At 60.3% G+C, this 17,237-nt stretch carries 15 protein-coding genes and 5 pseudogenes; 8 read left to right on the top strand and 12 right to left on the bottom strand.

Annotation, left to right across the window (positions count from 1 at the left end; all coding sequences use genetic code 11):
• The 8 genes and pseudogenes from ACIGHN_RS27505 to ACIGHN_RS27470 all read right to left on the bottom strand — a co-directional run.
• Positions 1–353 (bottom strand): hydantoinase/oxoprolinase N-terminal domain-containing protein (locus tag ACIGHN_RS27505; RefSeq protein ID WP_396507452.1); only part of this gene is annotated, 353 nt, incomplete at its 3' end.
• Between the two features lie 39 nt (positions 354–392).
• Entirely contained in the window at positions 393–941 is a 549-nt protein-coding gene (locus tag ACIGHN_RS27500) for a hypothetical protein (RefSeq protein ID WP_396507450.1), read from the bottom strand.
• A gap of 27 nt (positions 942–968) precedes the next feature.
• The gene (locus ACIGHN_RS27495; protein ID WP_396507448.1) at positions 969–1,931 is read right to left on the bottom strand and encodes a TRAP transporter substrate-binding protein; all 963 of its coding nucleotides are present in this window, start codon (positions 1,929–1,931) and stop codon (positions 969–971) included.
• A gap of 80 nt (positions 1,932–2,011) precedes the next feature.
• Complete coding sequence (locus ACIGHN_RS27490) at positions 2,012–3,322, bottom strand: TRAP transporter large permease (RefSeq protein WP_396507446.1); 1,311 nt, start codon at positions 3,320–3,322, stop codon at positions 2,012–2,014.
• A gap of 11 nt (positions 3,323–3,333) precedes the next feature.
• On the bottom strand, positions 3,334–3,882 hold the full coding sequence (locus tag ACIGHN_RS27485; RefSeq protein ID WP_396507455.1) for a TRAP transporter small permease subunit: 549 nt from the start codon (positions 3,880–3,882) through the stop codon (positions 3,334–3,336).
• Positions 3,883–3,949: 67 nt separating this feature from the next.
• Positions 3,950–4,918: a TRAP transporter substrate-binding protein gene (locus tag ACIGHN_RS27480; RefSeq protein ID WP_396507445.1), complete on the bottom strand. Its 969-nt coding sequence runs from the start codon at positions 4,916–4,918 to the stop codon at positions 3,950–3,952.
• Between the two features lie 15 nt (positions 4,919–4,933).
• A complete protein-coding gene (locus ACIGHN_RS27475; RefSeq protein ID WP_396507443.1) occupies positions 4,934–5,734 on the bottom strand; it encodes a putative hydro-lyase in 801 nt (266 codons plus the stop codon).
• A gap of 486 nt (positions 5,735–6,220) precedes the next feature.
• A pseudogene (locus ACIGHN_RS27470) lies at positions 6,221–6,399 on the bottom strand (IS481 family transposase); the annotation flags it as partial.
• A gap of 290 nt (positions 6,400–6,689) precedes the next feature.
• Between ACIGHN_RS27470 and ACIGHN_RS27465 the strand changes: the two are divergent.
• The 5 genes and pseudogenes from ACIGHN_RS27465 to ACIGHN_RS27445 all read left to right on the top strand — a co-directional run.
• Positions 6,690–6,863: pseudogene (locus ACIGHN_RS27465) on the top strand (transposase); the annotation flags it as partial.
• Positions 6,864–7,156: 293 nt separating this feature from the next.
• Positions 7,157–8,602: pseudogene (locus tag ACIGHN_RS27460) on the top strand (IS1182 family transposase).
• Between the two features lie 166 nt (positions 8,603–8,768).
• Positions 8,769–8,984 (top strand): hypothetical protein, encoded by a 216-nt coding sequence (locus ACIGHN_RS27455; protein WP_396507442.1) that lies wholly within the window; start codon positions 8,769–8,771, stop codon positions 8,982–8,984.
• Positions 8,985–9,076: 92 nt separating this feature from the next.
• On the top strand, positions 9,077–9,343 hold the full coding sequence (locus ACIGHN_RS27450) for a hypothetical protein (RefSeq protein WP_396507441.1): 267 nt from the start codon (positions 9,077–9,079) through the stop codon (positions 9,341–9,343).
• Positions 9,337–9,552, top strand: a pseudogene (locus ACIGHN_RS27445) (DUF4158 domain-containing protein); the annotation flags it as partial. The gene ACIGHN_RS27450 and the pseudogene ACIGHN_RS27445, both read left to right, overlap by 7 nt.
• 19 nt (positions 9,553–9,571) lie before the next feature.
• Here ACIGHN_RS27445 and ACIGHN_RS27440 read toward each other — a convergent pair.
• The 3 genes and pseudogenes from ACIGHN_RS27440 to ACIGHN_RS27430 all read right to left on the bottom strand — a co-directional run.
• Complete coding sequence (locus ACIGHN_RS27440) at positions 9,572–10,543, bottom strand: IS481 family transposase (RefSeq protein WP_396507440.1); 972 nt, start codon at positions 10,541–10,543, stop codon at positions 9,572–9,574.
• Between the two features lie 194 nt (positions 10,544–10,737).
• The gene (locus tag ACIGHN_RS27435; RefSeq protein WP_396507453.1) at positions 10,738–13,026 is read right to left on the bottom strand and encodes an ankyrin repeat domain-containing protein; all 2,289 of its coding nucleotides are present in this window, start codon (positions 13,024–13,026) and stop codon (positions 10,738–10,740) included.
• 57 nt (positions 13,027–13,083) lie between these two features.
• Positions 13,084–13,438 (bottom strand): annotated as a pseudogene (locus ACIGHN_RS27430) (IS481 family transposase); the annotation flags it as partial.
• Between the two features lie 189 nt (positions 13,439–13,627).
• Here ACIGHN_RS27430 and ACIGHN_RS27425 point away from each other — a divergent pair.
• On the top strand, positions 13,628–13,900 hold the full coding sequence (locus ACIGHN_RS27425) for a hypothetical protein (protein WP_396507438.1): 273 nt from the start codon (positions 13,628–13,630) through the stop codon (positions 13,898–13,900).
• Between the two features lie 1,224 nt (positions 13,901–15,124).
• The gene (locus ACIGHN_RS27420) at positions 15,125–15,604 is read left to right on the top strand and encodes a hypothetical protein (RefSeq protein ID WP_396507437.1); all 480 of its coding nucleotides are present in this window, start codon (positions 15,125–15,127) and stop codon (positions 15,602–15,604) included.
• Between the two features lie 395 nt (positions 15,605–15,999).
• Here the strand turns inward: ACIGHN_RS27420 and ACIGHN_RS27415 are convergent, their stop codons facing one another.
• Positions 16,000–16,482, bottom strand: coding sequence for a hypothetical protein (locus tag ACIGHN_RS27415; protein ID WP_396507435.1), 483 nt, complete (start codon positions 16,480–16,482; stop codon positions 16,000–16,002).
• A 364-nt stretch (positions 16,483–16,846) separates the two neighbouring features.
• On the opposite strand from ACIGHN_RS27415, the gene ACIGHN_RS27410 reads away from it, so the two are divergent.
• Complete coding sequence (locus ACIGHN_RS27410) at positions 16,847–17,224, top strand: H-NS family nucleoid-associated regulatory protein (protein WP_396507434.1); 378 nt, start codon at positions 16,847–16,849, stop codon at positions 17,222–17,224.
• Positions 17,225–17,237: the final 13 nt, after the last annotated feature.

The following is a 17,237-nucleotide window of genomic DNA, read 5'->3' as shown; positions in this document are numbered from 1 at the left end:
AACAGGCGCGGACGGTTCTGGTACGCGATGCGCAGCGCATCGCGAAAGCCGCGCGTGGTGACCAGCAGCGTGGGCTCGCCCTTGCGCTCCAGCAGCGCGTTGGTGGCCACGGTGGTGCCCATCTTCACGCACTCGACCTGGGCGGGCGTCACGGGCTCGCCAGGCTTCAAGCCCAGCAGGTGCCGTATGCCGGCCACCGCCGCATCCTTGTACTGCTCGGGGTTTTCGGACAGCAGCTTGTGGGTGACCAGCGTGCCATCGGGCCGCTTGCCGACGATGTCGGTGAACGTACCCCCCCGGTCGATCCAGAACTGCCAGCGGGGAATCTGTACTTGGTTTGTCATTTCGGTCATGGTGTTTCCAATGGAAGAAAGAAGCGGGAAAGGCAGGGGTCAGGTGGGACCAGCAGAGTTCGGAGCCAAGCGCTCCAGCAGTTCGCGCACCCCAGCAATGAACGGTGCGCTGGCCAAGGCATGCGATTTGGAGCACCACGGACCGCCCCACGCCGTAGCCCAGGTCATGACGGAAAGAGCGTCGGCTGCAGGCAAAGACTGCATTGTTTCAATCGTGATGCGCAGCTCTTGGGCCAAACCACTATCTGGTGCGAAGCGCCATTCGTACTGGCCGCAGCCGACGCGCACCGCTCGGCTCTCCTTCTCGGTCATGGCCACGAGCCATTCGCATTGGAAGTATTCACAGTCCGAAGCTGGCGGGTCGGCCAAGCACACGGTGTAGACGTTCTCGAAGCCGCGGTTGAAGTTGCGAACCAGCGTCTCGGCAATCGCCTCGCGCCCCTGCGCCAACGGTGGAAAAGTAATTGCTCCCTGAGGCACTTCCATCTGCAGCAGCGCGAAATCGGCAAAAGCCCCGTCCAGAAGGGGCGGGCGGTTGCCATCCTTAGCAAGCAGGTAGTTTTCTATGGTGTTCTGGGGGGAATGCATGTTTTTGGCTCCGGCGTCTGAACGGAATCAGCGCTGCGTGTAGTAAGGAATGAAGAGCTGGTTGGCCTCGCCGCCCACCGAGCGCAGCCACTCGCGCGAGAAGCGCTCGCCCAGGCGTTTGAGCTCGGCGTTGAGTTCGGCGGTGGGGCGCTCTACCTTGATGCCCTTGCGCTGCAGTTCGCCGACCGACTCCTGCGCGATGGCCTCGCTCATCGCCCAGCCGCGGGTCTCCGCCTCGGCTGCCGCCTTGGTAACGGCCTGGCGTACTGGTGGCGGCAGCGCATCGAAGGCCTGCTGGTTCACGAACACGATGTTCTTGGGGAACCACGCGTCGATGCTGTAGTACTGGCGCACCTGGCCCCAGACCTGGTGCTCGACACCGGTCAAGGCGGAGGTGATCATGGAATCGAGCTGCCCGGCGGCCAGCGCCTTGTTGACCTCTACCATGGGCACGTCCACCGGCGTGGCGCCCAGCAGCTCGGCAATGCGCACGGTGGCGGAGTTGTAGGTGCGCATGCGGGTGCCCTTCAAGTCGGCGGACGACTTCACGGGCGCCACGGAGAACAGCCCCTGCGGCGGCCACGGCACCGCGTACAGGGCCTTGAGACCCTTGCGCGCGAAATGTCCCTCGATCAGCGGCCGCTGCAGTCCCCACATGCGGCGGGCGTCGGCATAGCTGTGCACCACGAATGGCACCGCATCGGCCCCGGCGATGGGCATCTCGGCCACCAGGCTGGTCATGATGGTCTCGCCCGCCTGGACCTTGCCGCTCTGCACCGCGGTCGGTATGTCGGCGAGCCTGGCCAGCGTGTTGTTGGCGTGCACCTCGATGCGCAGCGCGCCGGACGATGCGCGCTCTACATCCTGCGCAAACTGGACGATGTTGCGCGTGTGGAAAGACTCTACCCGGTAGCCGGTGGCGAGTTTCCACTGTGTCTGGGCGTGCAGCGCCGGGGCCACGGCGAGCGCGGCCAGCAAGACCATCTTCATGGCAAGCTCCTGTTGGGGAATGGGAGGCCGGCGCAGGGGGCGGCAGACTCAGAGGGAAACGGGCGACGCAGGCCGCAGTGCTACTTCGGCTGGCCCATCACGAGGTCAGGGACGATAGTGACGATCTGCGGAAAGACCGTGATCAGGCCGATGCACACCACCAGACACAGGAAGAACGGTATGGCCGCTTTAGCAATCAGGTTGCTGTCCTTGCCGGTCATGTTCTGCAGCACGAAGAGGTTGAACCCGACGGGCGGCGTGACCTCGGCGATCTCCACCAGCAGGATCACGAAGATGCCGAACCAGATCAGATCGAAGCCAGCCTTCTCGACCATGGGCATCACGACCGCAGCGGTCAGCACGATCATGCTGATGCCGTCGAGCGCGGTGCCCAGCACCAGGTACACCCCCACCAGGCAGGCTATCAGCGCATAGGGCGACAGGTGCATCGAATCGACCCATTCGGCCAACTCGCGCGGTATGCCGGTAAAGGCCATGGTCTTGGTGAGGAACGCGGCACCCGCCAGGATAAACATGATCATGCAGCTGGTGCGTGCCGACCCCGCCAGGCCTTCCTTGAAGTTCTGCCAGGTCAGCGCCCTGCACCATGCAGCCAGTGCCAGGGCGCCCACCACACCGTAGGCCGCACACTCGGTGGCCGTCGCCCAGCCGGCCACCAGGGACCAGCAGATGAACACGATCAGCAGCGCACAGGGAATCAGGTTGCGCGACAGGTACAGCTTTTCACGGAAGGTGGTGGGCGGCTCGTCGGCAGGCATGAGCTCCTTGTTGCGCACCGACCACCAGGCGATGTAGCCCGAGAACAGCAGCATCAGCAGCAGGCCGGGCAAGAAGCCCGCCAGGAAGATGCGGATGATGGAGGCATCAGCCGCCACGGCATACACCACCATCGTTATGGACGGCGGGATCAGGATACCGAGCGTGCCTGCCGTGGCCAGCGAACCGATGGCGATGCTCTCGTTGTAGCCGCGCTTCTTGAGCGCAGGCAGCGAGACCTTGGCGATGGTGGCGCAGGTTGCCGCCGACGAACCCGACACCGAGCCGAAGATGCCGCAGCCCAGAATGGTGGTGTGAAACAGCCGACCTGGCACACGACTCAGCCAGGGGGCCAGGCCGCTGAACATGTCTTCGCTCAGCCGGGTGCGAAACAGGATCTCCCCCATCCAGATGAACAGCGGAAGCGCCGCCAGCTCCCAGCTCGCGTTGCTCTCCCAGAAAGCGGAAAAGAGGTTCAGCCCGGGCTGGCTGTTGGTGAAAAAGGCCTGGCCGACCCAGCCGCAGATGGCCAGCGTCATGGCGATCCAGACACCGCCGGACAGCATGAGCAGCATCAGTAGCAGCAGGAAGGCGCCGATGGAAAGAATGTCCATGGGGATGCTCCTTAAAGATCCGAAGAAAAGTCGCCCTTGGCGTGGCGCTCTTCCACCAGCCGCACAAAGGTAGGCACGCCGCCCTGCACCACGATCCACCACTCATCGACCACGGCGATGAGAAAGAGCACGGAGCCCAGTGCAAAGCTCATCTGCGGAATCCAGATGGGGATCGCCCACAGGCCCTGGGCCAGTTCCTTGAACTGCCAGCTTTCGTAGGTAAAAACACAGGCCCACCAAGCCAGGTAGCCGATGGCCACGGCCGCGATGGTCAGGCAGACCACCTCGTACTTGCGGCGCGTGGCGGGAGACAGCTTCTCCAGCACCAGCGTCACGCGCACGAAATCGCCGTGCTTGAAGGCATGGGCCATGGTCAGGAAGGCCGCAGCGGCACACAGCCAGGCCACCACGTCGTTGATGGCGCCGGTCGGAAAGCCGAATTGGCGCCCGAGCGACTGGACCACCATCAGCACGCAGATAACGGCGATACAGGCAGCCCCGACGGCGCCAGCGGCCAGGTACGCACCGTCCAGCACGCGCCGCAGCGGGTGCGGCGGCATGGTCTGGGCCCAGGCCGCATGGCCCGGAGCGGCCGAAGTAGGAGGCGTGAGGGACATGGCCGTCTGCTCACTTCTTGCCGTTGTAGGCATCGATGACGGCCTTGCCGTCATCGCCTGCGGTCTTGATCCAGTCGGCCGTCATGCGCTCACCCACGGTCTTGAGCTCCTTCTTGAGGTTCTCGGCACTCACGTCCACCTGCATGCCCTTGGCGGCTAGCTCCTTGAGGTACTCCTGGTCCTTTTGCTCGCTCAGCGCCCAGCCGCGCTGCTCGGCAATCGCGGCCTGCGCCAGCACTGCGTCCTGCGTGGCCTTGTCCAGGCTGTCGAAGGCCTTCTGGTTCACCACCACGGCATTGCGCGGCAGCCAGGCCGCCACGCCGTAGAAGTACTTCACGCTTTCGTAGAGCTTGCTGTCCACGCCGCTGGCGCTGGAGGTGAGGAAGTTGTCCACGGTGCCCGTGGCCAGCGCCGCCGACAACTCGGCCAGCTGGATCGTCACCGGCTGCGCGCCGATCAGATTGGCGATGACCGACGTGGCCGGGTTGTAGGCCCGCATCTTGGTGCCCTTGAGGTCCTTGAGGGCCGTGACCGGCTTGACCGAATACAGGCTCTGCGCAGGCCATGGCACGGTGTAGAGCAGCTTCATGCCCTGTGCACCCAGCGTCTTGACCAGCAGCGGGCGCGAGGCCTGGTCCAGGCGCCTGGAGTCCGCATAGCTCGTGGCCAGGAACGGGATGGAGTCCACGCCGTAGACCGCCGCCTCGTTGGCCGCGCCGGAGAGGATGAACTCGCCAATCGCCACCTGCCCGGACTGCACGGTGCGCTTGATTTCATTGGCCTTGAACAGCGATGCGTTGGGGTGCACCGTGATCTTGAGCTTGCCGCCGCTGGCCTTGCCCACGTCCTGCACGAACTGCTGCAGGTTCTGCACCTGGAAGGTGTTGACGGCATAGCCCGAGGGCAGGTCCCACTTGGTCTCGGCGTGGGCCAGGCATGCGGCGGCAGCGGCGCACAGGCCGAACATCATTTTCTTCATGGGGAAACTCCTTGGTTAAAAGCTGGCGAGGTGGTGATTGAGAAGGTCGGTGACCAACATGCACCCGGGGGAGTGGGTGATGCAGAACGCAGGCTGGGCGTTCAGGATGGCGGACTGGGGCGTGACGCCGCAGGCCCAGAACACGGGGATCTCACCGGGCATCAGCGGTACGGCGTCGCCGTAGTCAGGCCGGGCGATGTCCGCAATACCGATGAGCGCGGGGTCCCCGATGTGCACCGGCGCGCCATGCACGTTGGGAAAGCGCGAGGTGACCTGCACCGCGCGGATCACGTCGGCCGCAGGCATGGGCCGCATGGAGACCACCATGGCGCCCCCGAAGGGCCCCGCAGGCTGCGTGGCAATGTTCGTGCGGTACATGGCCACGTTCTTGCCTTCGTTGATGTGGCGCAGGCTGATGCCGGCCTCCTGCAGCGCGGACTCGAACGAGAACGAGCAGCCGAGGATGAAGGTCACGAGGTCGGGGCGCCACAGGTCAGCGATGTCCGCGACCTCCTGCGTGAGCTCGCCGTGGCGCCAGACGCGGTACTGCGGCACGTCGCTGCGGATGTCTATGCCGTCGCCCAGCGTGGGCAGCGCGAACTGGCCGGGCTCGCTCACCGCCAGCACCGGGCAGGGCTTGGGGTTGCGCTGGCAAAAGCGCAGGAAGTCGCCCGCCTGCACTTCGGGAAGGATCACCAGGTTGCCCTGCACCCGGCCATGGGCCAGGCCAGTGGTGTGCAGGGTCCACAGCCCTTTGCGGATGATTCCGCGCACATGTGCAGCGTCGCAATGGCCCTCAGGGCCGAAAGCTGCCATCGTGTTTTTTTCTCCCAACTCCACCATGTTTCCTTGCAGTACGAAATGTCAAATGCATAACGATGTGGGGATTGTGTTTGCGTTGTCTAAGCACTGGCAAATTCAAAAATTTCTTCTTACGTCATCGATTTTTTCTATGCACCACCAATGAGCACATCGAAACCACATTGGTGCTAAGTGAAAACCCTAGTTTTTTAAGGCGTGTTGAAAAAGTGTTTAAGAAATCCTGCTTTTGGCACTGCGAGGATGACGTGAAACGGTGGCGCTACTGAGGAGCTATTGCTACTGCATCAGTACAAAAGTACTTCGAATACGCACCAAAATGAAGCACGAGCCGAGGAGGAGCATCTTGCTGCCGCGTGTGGATGCGGCAACTGGTGTTTGACCAAAGCCATAGGGCAGAAAGGTATGCGCTACTGACGAATCAGTGACCCCTCAGGAAACCCGCCATGCGGCCATAGAACCCCTTCACCATGCCGCAGTTCTGATCATGATCGGGCACGCCTTTTGTTGAACCTCAGATGCCTGCGCGCTCGCCGCTGCCTTGTGAGTCTTCAGTTGCACGAACACCCTTCGTGTGGCCCGGTAAATGGCACCGAACAGGTAGTGCCTCCTCGCTCGTCCTGCATCAGGGGCAGGTACTTCACGTCGATGTGCACGTAGCCTAGCTAGCAGCTCTATGACGTCTTGTGGGCCACTGCACGCTCTTGGTATTGGCGTGCGTTGACTGACACGCAGAGCGCGAAAGAAGTGCGGCCTGCGGATCAAGCCCGCCATAGGCCAACAGGGCATCACAGCTGCAAAACCCCATGCGATCGCGTACGTTGACCAGCAACGCGCTCGATTGGGCGCCGATCCTCACCATTCTTTGCAGCAACGTGCGAGCGCAGTGCAGCGCAGTAAGGCTCACGACTTCAGGGGCCCCGACATGCTGAGCATCCACCTGCACCCGCCCGAGATCGAGGACCCCTTCAGGGTACTCAAGCAACAGTTCGGATACGTGAAGGTGCGCTACCGGGGCCTGAGGAAAAACACACTGCAGATCGTCACGCTATTCGCGCTGGGCAACCTGTGGATGGTCAGGCACCAGCTGCTGGCGATGGGACAGGTGCGCGTGCAGCGGGCGTAGGGCCTGAAAGAGGGACGCACAAGCGCCCAGAAACCGCATGAATGCAGGTCTGCGCAGGCGTCATTGATCGATGACACCGCCCGGGGCAGTCTTGGGCTGGATGAAACACAGTTCAAAGCGATTCGTGCAGACCTTCCCTAGAGCGTCCGCAAGCGCAACCGAACCACCGGATTGATGAGTTGCTGCCGTACCGCTGGCGCCAGTCGGCAAACGGCAGAGGCTGTGTGAAAACTCCACCCGCAACCGCTGCCAAAAACTAAAATCATGGCACCCGATTCAAGCGAGGTGCCCCCATGAAGCGATTCATCGAAGGCGAAGACCGACAACAGGTCACCCTGCTGCCTGAGTGCCTGGACGACTACATCGGCGAGGACAACCCAGTGCGGGTTGTCGATGTCTTTGTCGAAGAGTTGGATCTTCGAGCACTCGGCTTTGAAGGAGTTGATCCTGCGCTCACGGGTCGGCCCGCATATCACCCGGGCGTACTGCTCAAACTGTACATCTACGGGTACTAGAACCGCATCCAGTCGAGCCGTCGCTTGGAGCGCGAAGCCCAGCGCAATGTCGAGCTAATGTGGCTGACCGGGCGCCTTGCGCCAGACTTCAAGACCATCGCTGACTTCCGTCGAAGCAACGGCGCTGGCATCCGCAACGTCTGCAAGCGCTTCATCGTCATGTGCCGCCAGCTGAACCTCTTCTCGCAGGCCATCGTGGCGATCGATGGCAGCAAATTCAAGGCCGTCAACAGTCGCGACCGCAACTTCACACCCGGCAAGATCGAGGCTCGCCAGCAACAGATCGAGCAAAGCATCCAGCGTTACCTGGACGCGCTGGAGACCGCTGACCGCACGCAGCCTACAGAGGTTGAAGCCAAGACAGAACGACTGCAGGAGAAGCTAAAAAAGTTGCGTGAGCAGATGCGGCAACTCGACGGTCTCAAGCAGCAATTGAAGGGCCTGCCCGATGGCCAGGTCTCCCTCACCGATCCTGATGCACGGTCGATGGCCACCCAGGCCAAGGGATCGGGCCTGGTGGGCTGCAACGTGCAGACCGCTGTCGATGCCAGGCACCATCTGATCGTCGCGCACGAGGTCACTAACGTCGGCAATGACCGCGCGCAGTTGCACCACATGGCCTGCGCTGCAGACCAGGCCATGGGAGGCGAGAACCTGCAGGCCTTTGCCGACCGAGGCTACTTCAGTGGTCCACAGCTCAAGGCTTGCGAAGACGCTGGTATCACGACCTTCGTGCCCAAACCGATGACGTCCAACGCAAAGGCCGAAGGGCGCTTCGACAAAGCCGACTTCATCTACATCGCCAAGGATGACGAGTATCAGTGCCCGGCAGGTGAGCGTGCGATCCATCGCTTCAAAACAATCGAGAAGGGCCTGAACCTGAGCGTCTATTGGTCAAGTGCCTGCCCAAAGTGTCCGCTCAAATCCCAGTGCACGACCAGTAGCAACCGGCGCATTCGCCGATGGGAGCACGAAGAGGTTCTGGAGCGCGTTCAGCAACGATTGGACAGTAACCCCGAGGCCATGACGTTGCGAAGGTCAACCGTGGAGCATGTCTTCGGCACGCTCAAGCACTGGATGGGCTCAACGCACTTCTTGATGAAGACCCTCAAGCATGTAGGCACCGAGATGAGCCTGCATGTGCTGGCATACAACCTCAAGCGGGTGATTGGCGTGATGGGTATCGCGCAGATGATGCAGGCGATGCGGATGGTGAAGGCGTGAAGCCTTTGTTGGCTTTTACAGCCGGCAAAGGCTTCGGGAGGGCGTCAAAAGGCTTCAGGTGCGCCAGAAACGGTACTACAACAGTGCTTGTGGAAAATGCGGTGCAAGGACGCGGTACAGAACGCTCGTTGAGCGTTTCCACACAGCCTCGGCACAATGCGGTCGCATGAAGAACATTCAACCACTCATCGACGACGGCGGCGGCGACATCACCATTGGTGCGATCTATCCGATCAAACGCGCAGCCACTGCTGCTGATGCACACAACAGTGTTGCCATGCTGATTCGCCGGGATTGTGAGACGCCGAACGCATTGCTCAAGCGGCTGGACAAAGACATCTGGAAGTATTACGAAGATGGCGTACGCGGTCGAAGAGATTAACGGCCACCTACAGAACTGGTGTCGTTTTCGAAATGGTATGGCTGGCCGCTTAACGAGTAACGGTTGGTTGACCGCATAACACTGGAAGATCAATGTTCAAGAGCTCTATTGCCTGGCTCGTGGTGTTTTCCTTTCCACTCATAGGATATTTCGGCTATGTCGGTTGGGATTCTCTACGCGAGTACGACGGTCACTGCAAGGGGCTTCTTGATTCAGCGGGTCAGGCTTGTACGAGGGCGGAGTTTCTTTTTGACTACTTTTTAGGTCCGTTTTCTTTGACTCATTTAGCGCTTGTGTCGATCTGCTGGGCCTTCATCATCACGGCCGCCCGTGTCGCACATCGTGGCGTCCGCAGCTAAAAAAGCCGCTTGAAAACTGGGAAACCTACGGGCAGCGAGAACAGAACCGGCGCTAGCACTCGGTCGACTTCAAAACCTGTTCGGTTTCCAGCCGTTCAACATGAGCCACTACCCGCAGGTGGTCCACACGCTGACCGAGCCGTCCACACACACCGCAAGGGCATTATGCTGGCCAGCGCCTTATCAAACATCTGCAGCGACTTTCGATCTCAACTTGATTGGGCGGGCCTAGTTGTCACATCCCGGACGATCATATGGCCGCTTGTGAAACAGATCCGGGTGCTCTTGGTACCACTCTTTCATGGCCTGCATTGGCGTTCTGCTCTTGAGCGCTGACTGTGGCAACTGGTGGTTGTACAAGGCCACATAGCGCTGCAAGGTCTGCTCCATATCTTCACGGCTGTTGAATCGGTGGGTCTTCAGGACGTCCGCTATGCGGCCATTGAACCGCTCCACCATGCCGTTGGTTCTCGGAGTCCTGGGCTTGGTCAGCCGGTGCTCTATGCCCAGCTCCTGGCACAGCTGGTCGAACTCATGGTTGCCGCTGCGTTCGCGCTTCCGGCTGGCAAACAGTCGGTCTGTGAACTCCCTGCCGTTGTCGGTCAACAGCTTGTTGATCCTGATAGGGCAGGCCTTGTGAAGTGCTTTGAGAAAGGCCCTGGCACTGGCCGCTGTCTTGTTGGCCTTGAACTGCACGAACACCCAGCGCGTGGCCCTGTCTATGGCCACGAACAGATAGCGCCTGCTGCTCTCGTCCTGCATCTGAGGCAGGTACTTCACGTCCATGTGCACATAGCCTGGCTCGTAGCTCTTGAAGGCCTTGTGGGCTAACGCAGGCTCCTGGGGCTTGAGGGCATTGAGGTTGCCCGCTGCATGGCGGCGCAAGCACCGGTCCAGGCCGGAGCGCGAGACATGGGGACAGATGAACTCCCGGGTCACGGCCAGCAGGTCATCCAGAGGCAGCAGCAAGGTACGCCGCAAGTGAACCACCACGGTCTCTTGCGCAGGCGTGAGCACCGTCTGCAGGCGATGGGCCGTGTGCGAGCGGTCCCCAAAGACCTCGCGGTTCTTCCACTTGTAGACCGTTTGCTCAGTGATCCCAAAGCGCTGGGCCAGGACGCTGGCTGGTTCATTGCTTGCTGCGATCTCGGCGCGCACTGCGGGAGTGGTGCGGGCGTTCTTGTGCAGGGCTATCAACATGGCTTCACTCCCTGGATAGATTGCAAGGACTCTATCAACTCCTTCAAAACAGCTCGGGCCATGAAGAGTGGATAGCGTTTAGAGTCTATGCAATCATCCGGGATGCGACACCTAGTGCCGAAGCCATCATTCGTGCGAATCGGCACATCCACGAAGGCCTGTGGGAGCATCTGACGCTTCCGGCATCTCGCGCTTCAAGCACGCAGCCAGCCCACCGCCTTGCGGTGCTTCTTGGCAAGCATGTCCCACGCGGTCTTGCCCGCCACGTTGGTTGCCGTTCGGCTGGCGCCCTGTTCCAGCAGAAATTTCAGTGTCGGGTGATCGTGCTCCGAGCTGCAATGGCTGGCCGCCACGTGCAGTGCGGTGTTGCCATCGGCATCTGGTGCATCCACCGGCAAACCTGCCTGCAGCAACGCACGGGTGCAGTCCATATAGTGGTCGTACAGCCGTCCGTGGTTCGATGCGAGAAACCTGTGCAGCAAGGTTCTTCCTTGCGCATCGCGTGCCGCCGGGTCGAAGCCCAGGTCCACCAATCGGTTTGTGCAGCTCGCGTGCACGCAGTACCACCAGGCGTCATGGCCGCTACCGTCAGCAAGCCGCGGGTCAGCGCCTGCCGCCAGCAAGGCATTCACGATATCGATGGGGTCATCGCTTCGCCGCAGCGCGCATTGGAGTGGCGTCGGACCCTGTCCCCCCGCTGCACCCGCCCTGTCATTGACATCAAGGCCCTGTGCCAGAAGCAGCGCCACGCTTTCTACATGCCGCACATGGTGCAGCGCCGTGCGCCCCGCCGCATCGCGCAACGTGGCGTCTGCGCCTGCCGCAAGCAGGCGGACTGTGCTCCAGGGCCCCACCCGCATCAGCGCCGTCTTGCCCGCAGCAAACGACTCGCTGTTGGAGCGCACATCCGGGTTGGCGCCGGCACTGAGCAGCCTATCCAGGATCGTGCGGAAGTCTTCCACGCTGTAGTCGCTGCCGATCAGCCGATGCAGCGGGCCGCCGCTGCCGTCGTCACGCCAGGGCTCAAGCCGCGCGCCATTGGCGATCAGCCATTGCGCCGTCTCGACATTGCTGTTCCATGCGGCCACCTGCATGGGCAGCAGAGTGGTGGCCAGCGATGCGCCGCGCGCCTTGAGCAGTTGCAGCATGGCGATGGACTTGTTGCACACCGCAAAAATGACAGCGGTGTAGTTTTCATCCTTCCAGTCATCGGGCGAGCAATTGACCTGCGCACCTTGGTCCAGCGCTGCCTGCACGCCAGCCAGGTCATCGGCCTTGGCACTGGCCAGCAGTTGCTGATCGGCCGCGCTGCGGGCCAGCAAGGCGCGGGGTGCTTCATCAGGCCCGCAGGCGAACTGGTCTTGGGCCAGCCACTCGGTCCACTTTCGGCCCCAGTGGGTGTCTGCGCGCAGGCCTTGTTCTGTGACCAGAATCATCCAGCTGTGCTGCTCGTCGCCAGCGCAGCCCAAAGCCGTCCAATGATCCAAAAACGCGTACAGGTTCGGCGCGAGCACCTGCCCATGCAGGCCCTCCACCTCATGGCTGAAGTATCGGACGGGCTGCTCGAGAGGATCGGCGTTGCGGGTATCGATGGTCAAGATGTCGCCATTGGACAGATCAGCGAAAGCGAACTGTCCGTCCCACAGACTGGCAGGGTTGGGCTGTTCGTAGTCGTCTTCACCTCGCCCGTCCGGCCCAAAGAAGTAGGCACGCCAGCGCTCGAAGTTACCGAGGGCCTGCTGATCGATCATCTCCAGGCTCCAGACCATGTTCCGTATGCCGCCGCCATACAGCGACTTCAACCGTCCTTTGGGCTCATCGTTGCGGGCACAGCGCCAGCCAAACTGAAATTCCGCCGATAACTCCTGCAGCAGGGCACGCAGTTGCGCCGGGATGCGCACGCCGTGGCGAGCCTCCACAGCGACCAATTGCGCTGCCGTGGCCGGCGCCATAAGCGCCAGAGGTTCCACTGTCCAGCCGCGCTGACTCGCCGTCTGCTCCATACCGCGCAGGGCGTTCAGCCAGCCGGCCCACACAGTCTGCGGCAAGGTGACGTCGTCTGGCACCGTCCCCTCGCACAAGGTGCGTGCACGCAACCGCGCCGCCTGCAGCGCATAGTCGAGCTGCTGCAGACGCGCCTGCAAACGCTGGAACCTGCGAACGCAATCAGCCCAATCTGGATGCGCTGGGGCAAAGCTGTCGAACGACTCATCAATCTGGCGGTAAAAACACACATCTCCGTCCGCATCCGCCCCGACCATCCAAGTCTGGGGTACCGGTCCGCTTCGGTCACGCCAACCCAATGCGTCCCCAAACTCGCGATAGCCCTGGCGGAGAAGGATTTCGTGAAACTCGGCCTCGTCCTGCGCATGGGGAACGGGCACGACAAACCAGCCGTTGCTGTTGAGTTCGGTCTTCTCCATGCCTTCTCGGCACCAAGCCAAATCCAGAATGCTCTTTACCTGATCGATACCGATGGCCAACACTGTTTTTCCCTTTGTTCTTGCGAATGTTTTTTGATTTCTTGCCGCTGCGTAGCTGTCGTAGCCCGAGCGATCATATGGCCGCTTTTGAAACAGATCAGGTGGGGGCCGGCACCACTACTTCATCGCCTGCATCAGCGTCTTGCGGCTGACTGCGGCAACTGGTGGTTGTACAAGACCACATAACGGTGCAAGGTCTGCTCCATATCTCCGTTGTCAGCCGGTGCTCTATGTACAGTTCTGCGCAGTTGGTCAACCTCATGGTTGCCGCTGGGTTCGCACTACCTGCTGGCAAACAGGCGGCCCGTGAACTATTAGCCGTTGTCGGTCAGCAGTTTGTTGCTCCTGATTGCAAGGCTTTGTGTAGTAAATACACGTAGCCAGAGTTCTCTGCTATCGCCTGTGTACTCTCAAATGATCTCTAAACGAGGTTCGTTAATGAAGTGCCCTTTACCTATGGCAGGCATCAAACTATCTTTGGACGCAATCGGTTTGAAAACTTTAAGTAGTTGCTGCGAAGGTTGCCCAAACAGGTCCGGTAGCGGGCAGGGCGACCTAAGTTTGAAGGGGGGTACGTCGCCACCTGTAAGGTGTCGCCCAAATGGAACTCATTCCTCGCACGTTACACCTGCTGATTGGATTTCAATCCGAGCCTTGTCCTTGGCAGCGCGACTCCAACGAAAAAATCAACGACCAGGCGCGCGAGTGCCTGCACAGGAGGATGGACCTCAGCCAGATCAGCCATCAGCAGCTTACCGCCCTGGAGCAGATGCTGAACCACCGATCGCGCAAAATGCTCAACTTCCATTGCCCGCATGAAGTCTTCCCACAACTTACTGCGGATCTCATTGCCGGCGTCGCACTTCATGTTTGAAACCGCCCAGCCTACCCCCGTCACTGTAAGTGGTTGGCTTCACCATCGCTGAATTCCAACGTAGGATTGGCAATCCAAAAATGCAGCGCTAGTTGCAAGCCAAAGGTGTCTCTTGCGCCAATCCTGCGTTCGCAAGCAGCTAGGGTGGTAGCATGTAGGCTACCCCGATTATTATGTCGGGCTGTTATCGGCGAACTGAATGCAGCGCTGTTGTCCTGACCCGGAAGTCAAGCGGATTGCCTTCGGCAACCGATTAATTTGTACCCTAGGACACTCCAGTGCAAACAGTGATACACGTTTGGCTCCTACCGCTGCTTGCACTGTTAGCATCGGGCAGTACCAATGCGGCAGAAGCTGCATTTCATCAGGCAGCTTTGCGCTTAGCGCCTAACGCTTCGTCAGTCACTTCGTGTTCCGGGCCGCTTGGTTCAGGGGCGTACCGAGTGGTGGTCTTCAAGCATGGCTTTGAGCACGTGTCTTCGGAGGTCTACCTTCAGTGGCTCGAATGGAATCAGGACGGCCCACGCCTGCTGAAAAGCGTTCTCGTTTCGGAGTTGAGTTCTGGCATGTGGTCAGTCGGGGAACCAGTGGTCAGCTCGCGCAAGAATTGTTCAATGCGGATGGAAGCTACTCACGCATACAGCTCTGAGGCGGCCCGCTTCTCACTCCAGCCGTTAGCGCACGGCAAATACTCCATACGGAAAGTCACTAGATAGTGAGCATCTGGGGCGCGACTCGCCTAACCAGTTGCGCCGACCGGAAAACTGAGCCAGTTTTGTAAGGTAGTTTCGAAGTACAAGTGAGCCAAGTGTCCAATCTAAACCTGCTGTTTATCCAAGCAGCGGGGTTGTGAAGCGATCATCATGGACATGGTTGGCAAGCGATGACGGTTGTACGTGAGGGAAAAGCAGTCGGAGCGAGAGATAGCGCTCCTGACTGTGCTGTGCAATACGGTATTGAAGTGTCTACGCGCGCATCGGTAGCTGAGTTGCCGAAGCACGGCGACGGCATGGGAGGATAGAGAGGTTTCGAATTGCGTTTGACCAGTACTAACGGCAGCGCGTCTGCAGCACGACGTGGCCGGCAGGATGCGCAGGCGTGCGGTGAATTCCATTTCAAATAGTTTTGATGTGCGCATGAACGCAGCTCTTGCGCGCGCTGGCTGGCTTGCGGCCGCCATACTATCCACCGTGGTTCACGCAGGAGGAAAAGCACCCATAGACCTTGACCCCGCCGATTGCAAGGCGCCAGGGGGCGGATCTGCCACTGCCGGCGGGCTGGGAACGTTACCGCGAAGCGGTCCGGTCCTGTCCCCTTGTGCAGGGTGGCGGCGCCGAGAGGTCAGCGTCCAAGGACGCCAAGGTGCACTTGCTGGCCGTTTTCATCGACATCTACTACCGCAGCCTGCCGCACGATGCGCCCTGGGAGCGCGATCCACTGCCCCTGCTGGTGGACGACAGCGGCTGCTGCGTAGGCAAGCTGTCCCACCTTTTTCCAACGGATCCTCCAGAGGAACTGGAAGTGCTTCCTGGCCGGTGGCGCGATGGCGTGCCGCGCGAGATCCAGCTCAAAGTGCGCTCGCCCGCCGTCGGCGGCGACTACCACCTGCCCAGGCTGCGGCTGGATGTCAAGACGCACCTGTACCGCCCAGCTTATGCACAGTCGGCAAAATTCCCGGACCATGACACGCCCCCTTGTCCCTAGGATTCCAGAATCCCCTTGTACCCTTGAGGCGCCTTGGCGGGTAACTCAAGTGACAGGCCCGGACGCTAACACCATTACTAATATCTGCGACCGAACCAGTCATGGGTTGGTGGTCCGACACGAGTTGCAGAACGCTGCAGAGGGGCGTTTGTAAAGCCTGAAGTCGCAAATAAGAGATGAAAGAGGGCCTTTGTCTTTCTTGCGTGTTTCGGCAAGACTCCGCTGGCTTCATGGAGATCGGTTTTACAAGTTTCCAGCGTGCATAGTCTGCGCTGAACTGATCCGTCCAGACTTTGCCTAAAAACGATGGCTTCGTGTTGGGGCGCGGATGAGTCAAGAAGGGCAGTCCGGCGTTACGTTCGCTCCAAGCGGAAGAAAGTAATGCGCCTTCGGCATCATTGCCCCTTTGTATCGCTCTCAGCGATCTTCACGTGCATGCCCTCGCTGGACAGGCAGTGGTCCACGCGGACACGTGCCTGGCGGTCCGACCATTGCAGCACGACTTGGTGGGCACTTGTGCGTGAAACGACGGAGTTCTTCGATAGCAGCACGCCCACAAAGGCGTCGTTGGGCAACTTCCGGAATTTCGCGTCGTGCTCATCCGCAGGCAATGCGTCTTCGCCGCGGTATCGCAGGATGGACGCATCCTGTGCAGCAATCCCCACCTGCACGCAGCACTCTGGTTTGTTACCCACGGGTGGAGACAGGCGAAGGTAGTGGAGTGCCTCGCCTTCAGGCTGCACCTGCCCCAGGACCAAGCGCGGAGCATCAGGCCTGCGAGCGTCGACGATACCCACGCGCGCCGATACCGGCGATGCCGAGGGAACCTCCTGAATAGTGTCGGATCGCGAGTTGGCCCCGCCGATGAACAGACCCACCAGTATCAGAAAGACCGAGGCAGCGGGCCGACTGAAAAAACGGCCATCGTTGCACTGTCCAGCGACGTCGCTTGAAGTGCGGCAGTTGGCGCTGCGCTCACTAGTTATCATTGATCAATGCGGAGGAGTGGATGTAAGTTTTGTCGACACTGTAAGTCATGCCGCTGGCATTCAGTTGCTCAGCAATGGTGAATGATGGTGCCGGTTGCATCTTGTACGCATGAACAAAATAGTCGGTGCCCGTCCAACCCAATGGGGCGTGATGGCTGAGGGCCGATGAGCTATGCTATAGGCTGACACCTTTTTCACAGTGTCATCCGTGTATTCCCATTAAACACATTGGAAAATGGTGGAAATTGGATAATTGAGCCTCAGACGGAATTTCGCGGAAGAACTCAAAGCAATGACAACAACACTGAAAGACCTTTTGGCACAACGGGCCAAGCTGGATGCCGCCATTTCAGAGGCCCGAAAAGAGGCAGCCGAGGAAGCACTCCGGAAGGTACACGAGTTGGTGGCTGACTATGAATTCACTGTTCAACAAGTATTTCCTTGGAAGCCCGTCGTGAGAAAAGTAGCCCAAAAATATCGGGACGAGAAAAGTGGCGCGACTTGGACAGGGCGGGGAAGGGCTCCCGGGTGGATCGCGGGGAAGAATCGAGATGATTTTCTAATAGAGCGCCCCAAGAATCTTGAGGGCCCGTTCCTGGCCGAAATGGCAGCTGCATCCGCAAGGAAATAGGCCTGTCGGTACT

Origin of the sequence: Acidovorax sp. NPDC077693 (assembly GCF_044542805.1) — a bacterium.
In the GTDB taxonomy this organism is placed as follows: Bacteria; Pseudomonadota; Gammaproteobacteria; order Burkholderiales; family Burkholderiaceae_C; genus Acidovorax.
The sequence above is the reverse complement of the archived record's forward strand: the minus strand, read 5'-3'. Positions and strand labels throughout refer to the sequence as shown.

Bases quoted from the DNA above. Each gene is read 5' to 3' on its own strand.
- ACIGHN_RS27490 (WP_396507446.1), bottom strand. From the start codon at position 3,322: ATGGACATTCTTTCCATCGGCGCCTTCCTGCTGCTACTGATGCTGCTC.
- ACIGHN_RS27485 (WP_396507455.1), bottom strand. From the start codon at position 3,882: ATGCCGCCGCACCCGCTGCGGCGCGTGCTGGACGGTGCGTACCTGGCC.
- ACIGHN_RS27480 (WP_396507445.1), bottom strand. From the start codon at position 4,918: ATGAAGAAAATGATGTTCGGCCTGTGCGCCGCTGCCGCCGCATGCCTG.
- ACIGHN_RS27495 (WP_396507448.1), bottom strand. From the start codon at position 1,931: ATGAAGATGGTCTTGCTGGCCGCGCTCGCCGTGGCCCCGGCGCTGCAC.
- ACIGHN_RS27455 (WP_396507442.1), top strand. From the start codon at position 8,769: ATGAAGAACATTCAACCACTCATCGACGACGGCGGCGGCGACATCACC.
- ACIGHN_RS27475 (WP_396507443.1), bottom strand. From the start codon at position 5,734: ATGGCAGCTTTCGGCCCTGAGGGCCATTGCGACGCTGCACATGTGCGC.
- ACIGHN_RS27425 (WP_396507438.1), top strand. From the start codon at position 13,628: ATGGAACTCATTCCTCGCACGTTACACCTGCTGATTGGATTTCAATCC.
- ACIGHN_RS27440 (WP_396507440.1), bottom strand. From the start codon at position 10,543: ATGTTGATAGCCCTGCACAAGAACGCCCGCACCACTCCCGCAGTGCGC.
- ACIGHN_RS27500 (WP_396507450.1), bottom strand. From the start codon at position 941: ATGCATTCCCCCCAGAACACCATAGAAAACTACCTGCTTGCTAAGGAT.
- ACIGHN_RS27450 (WP_396507441.1), top strand. From the start codon at position 9,077: ATGTTCAAGAGCTCTATTGCCTGGCTCGTGGTGTTTTCCTTTCCACTC.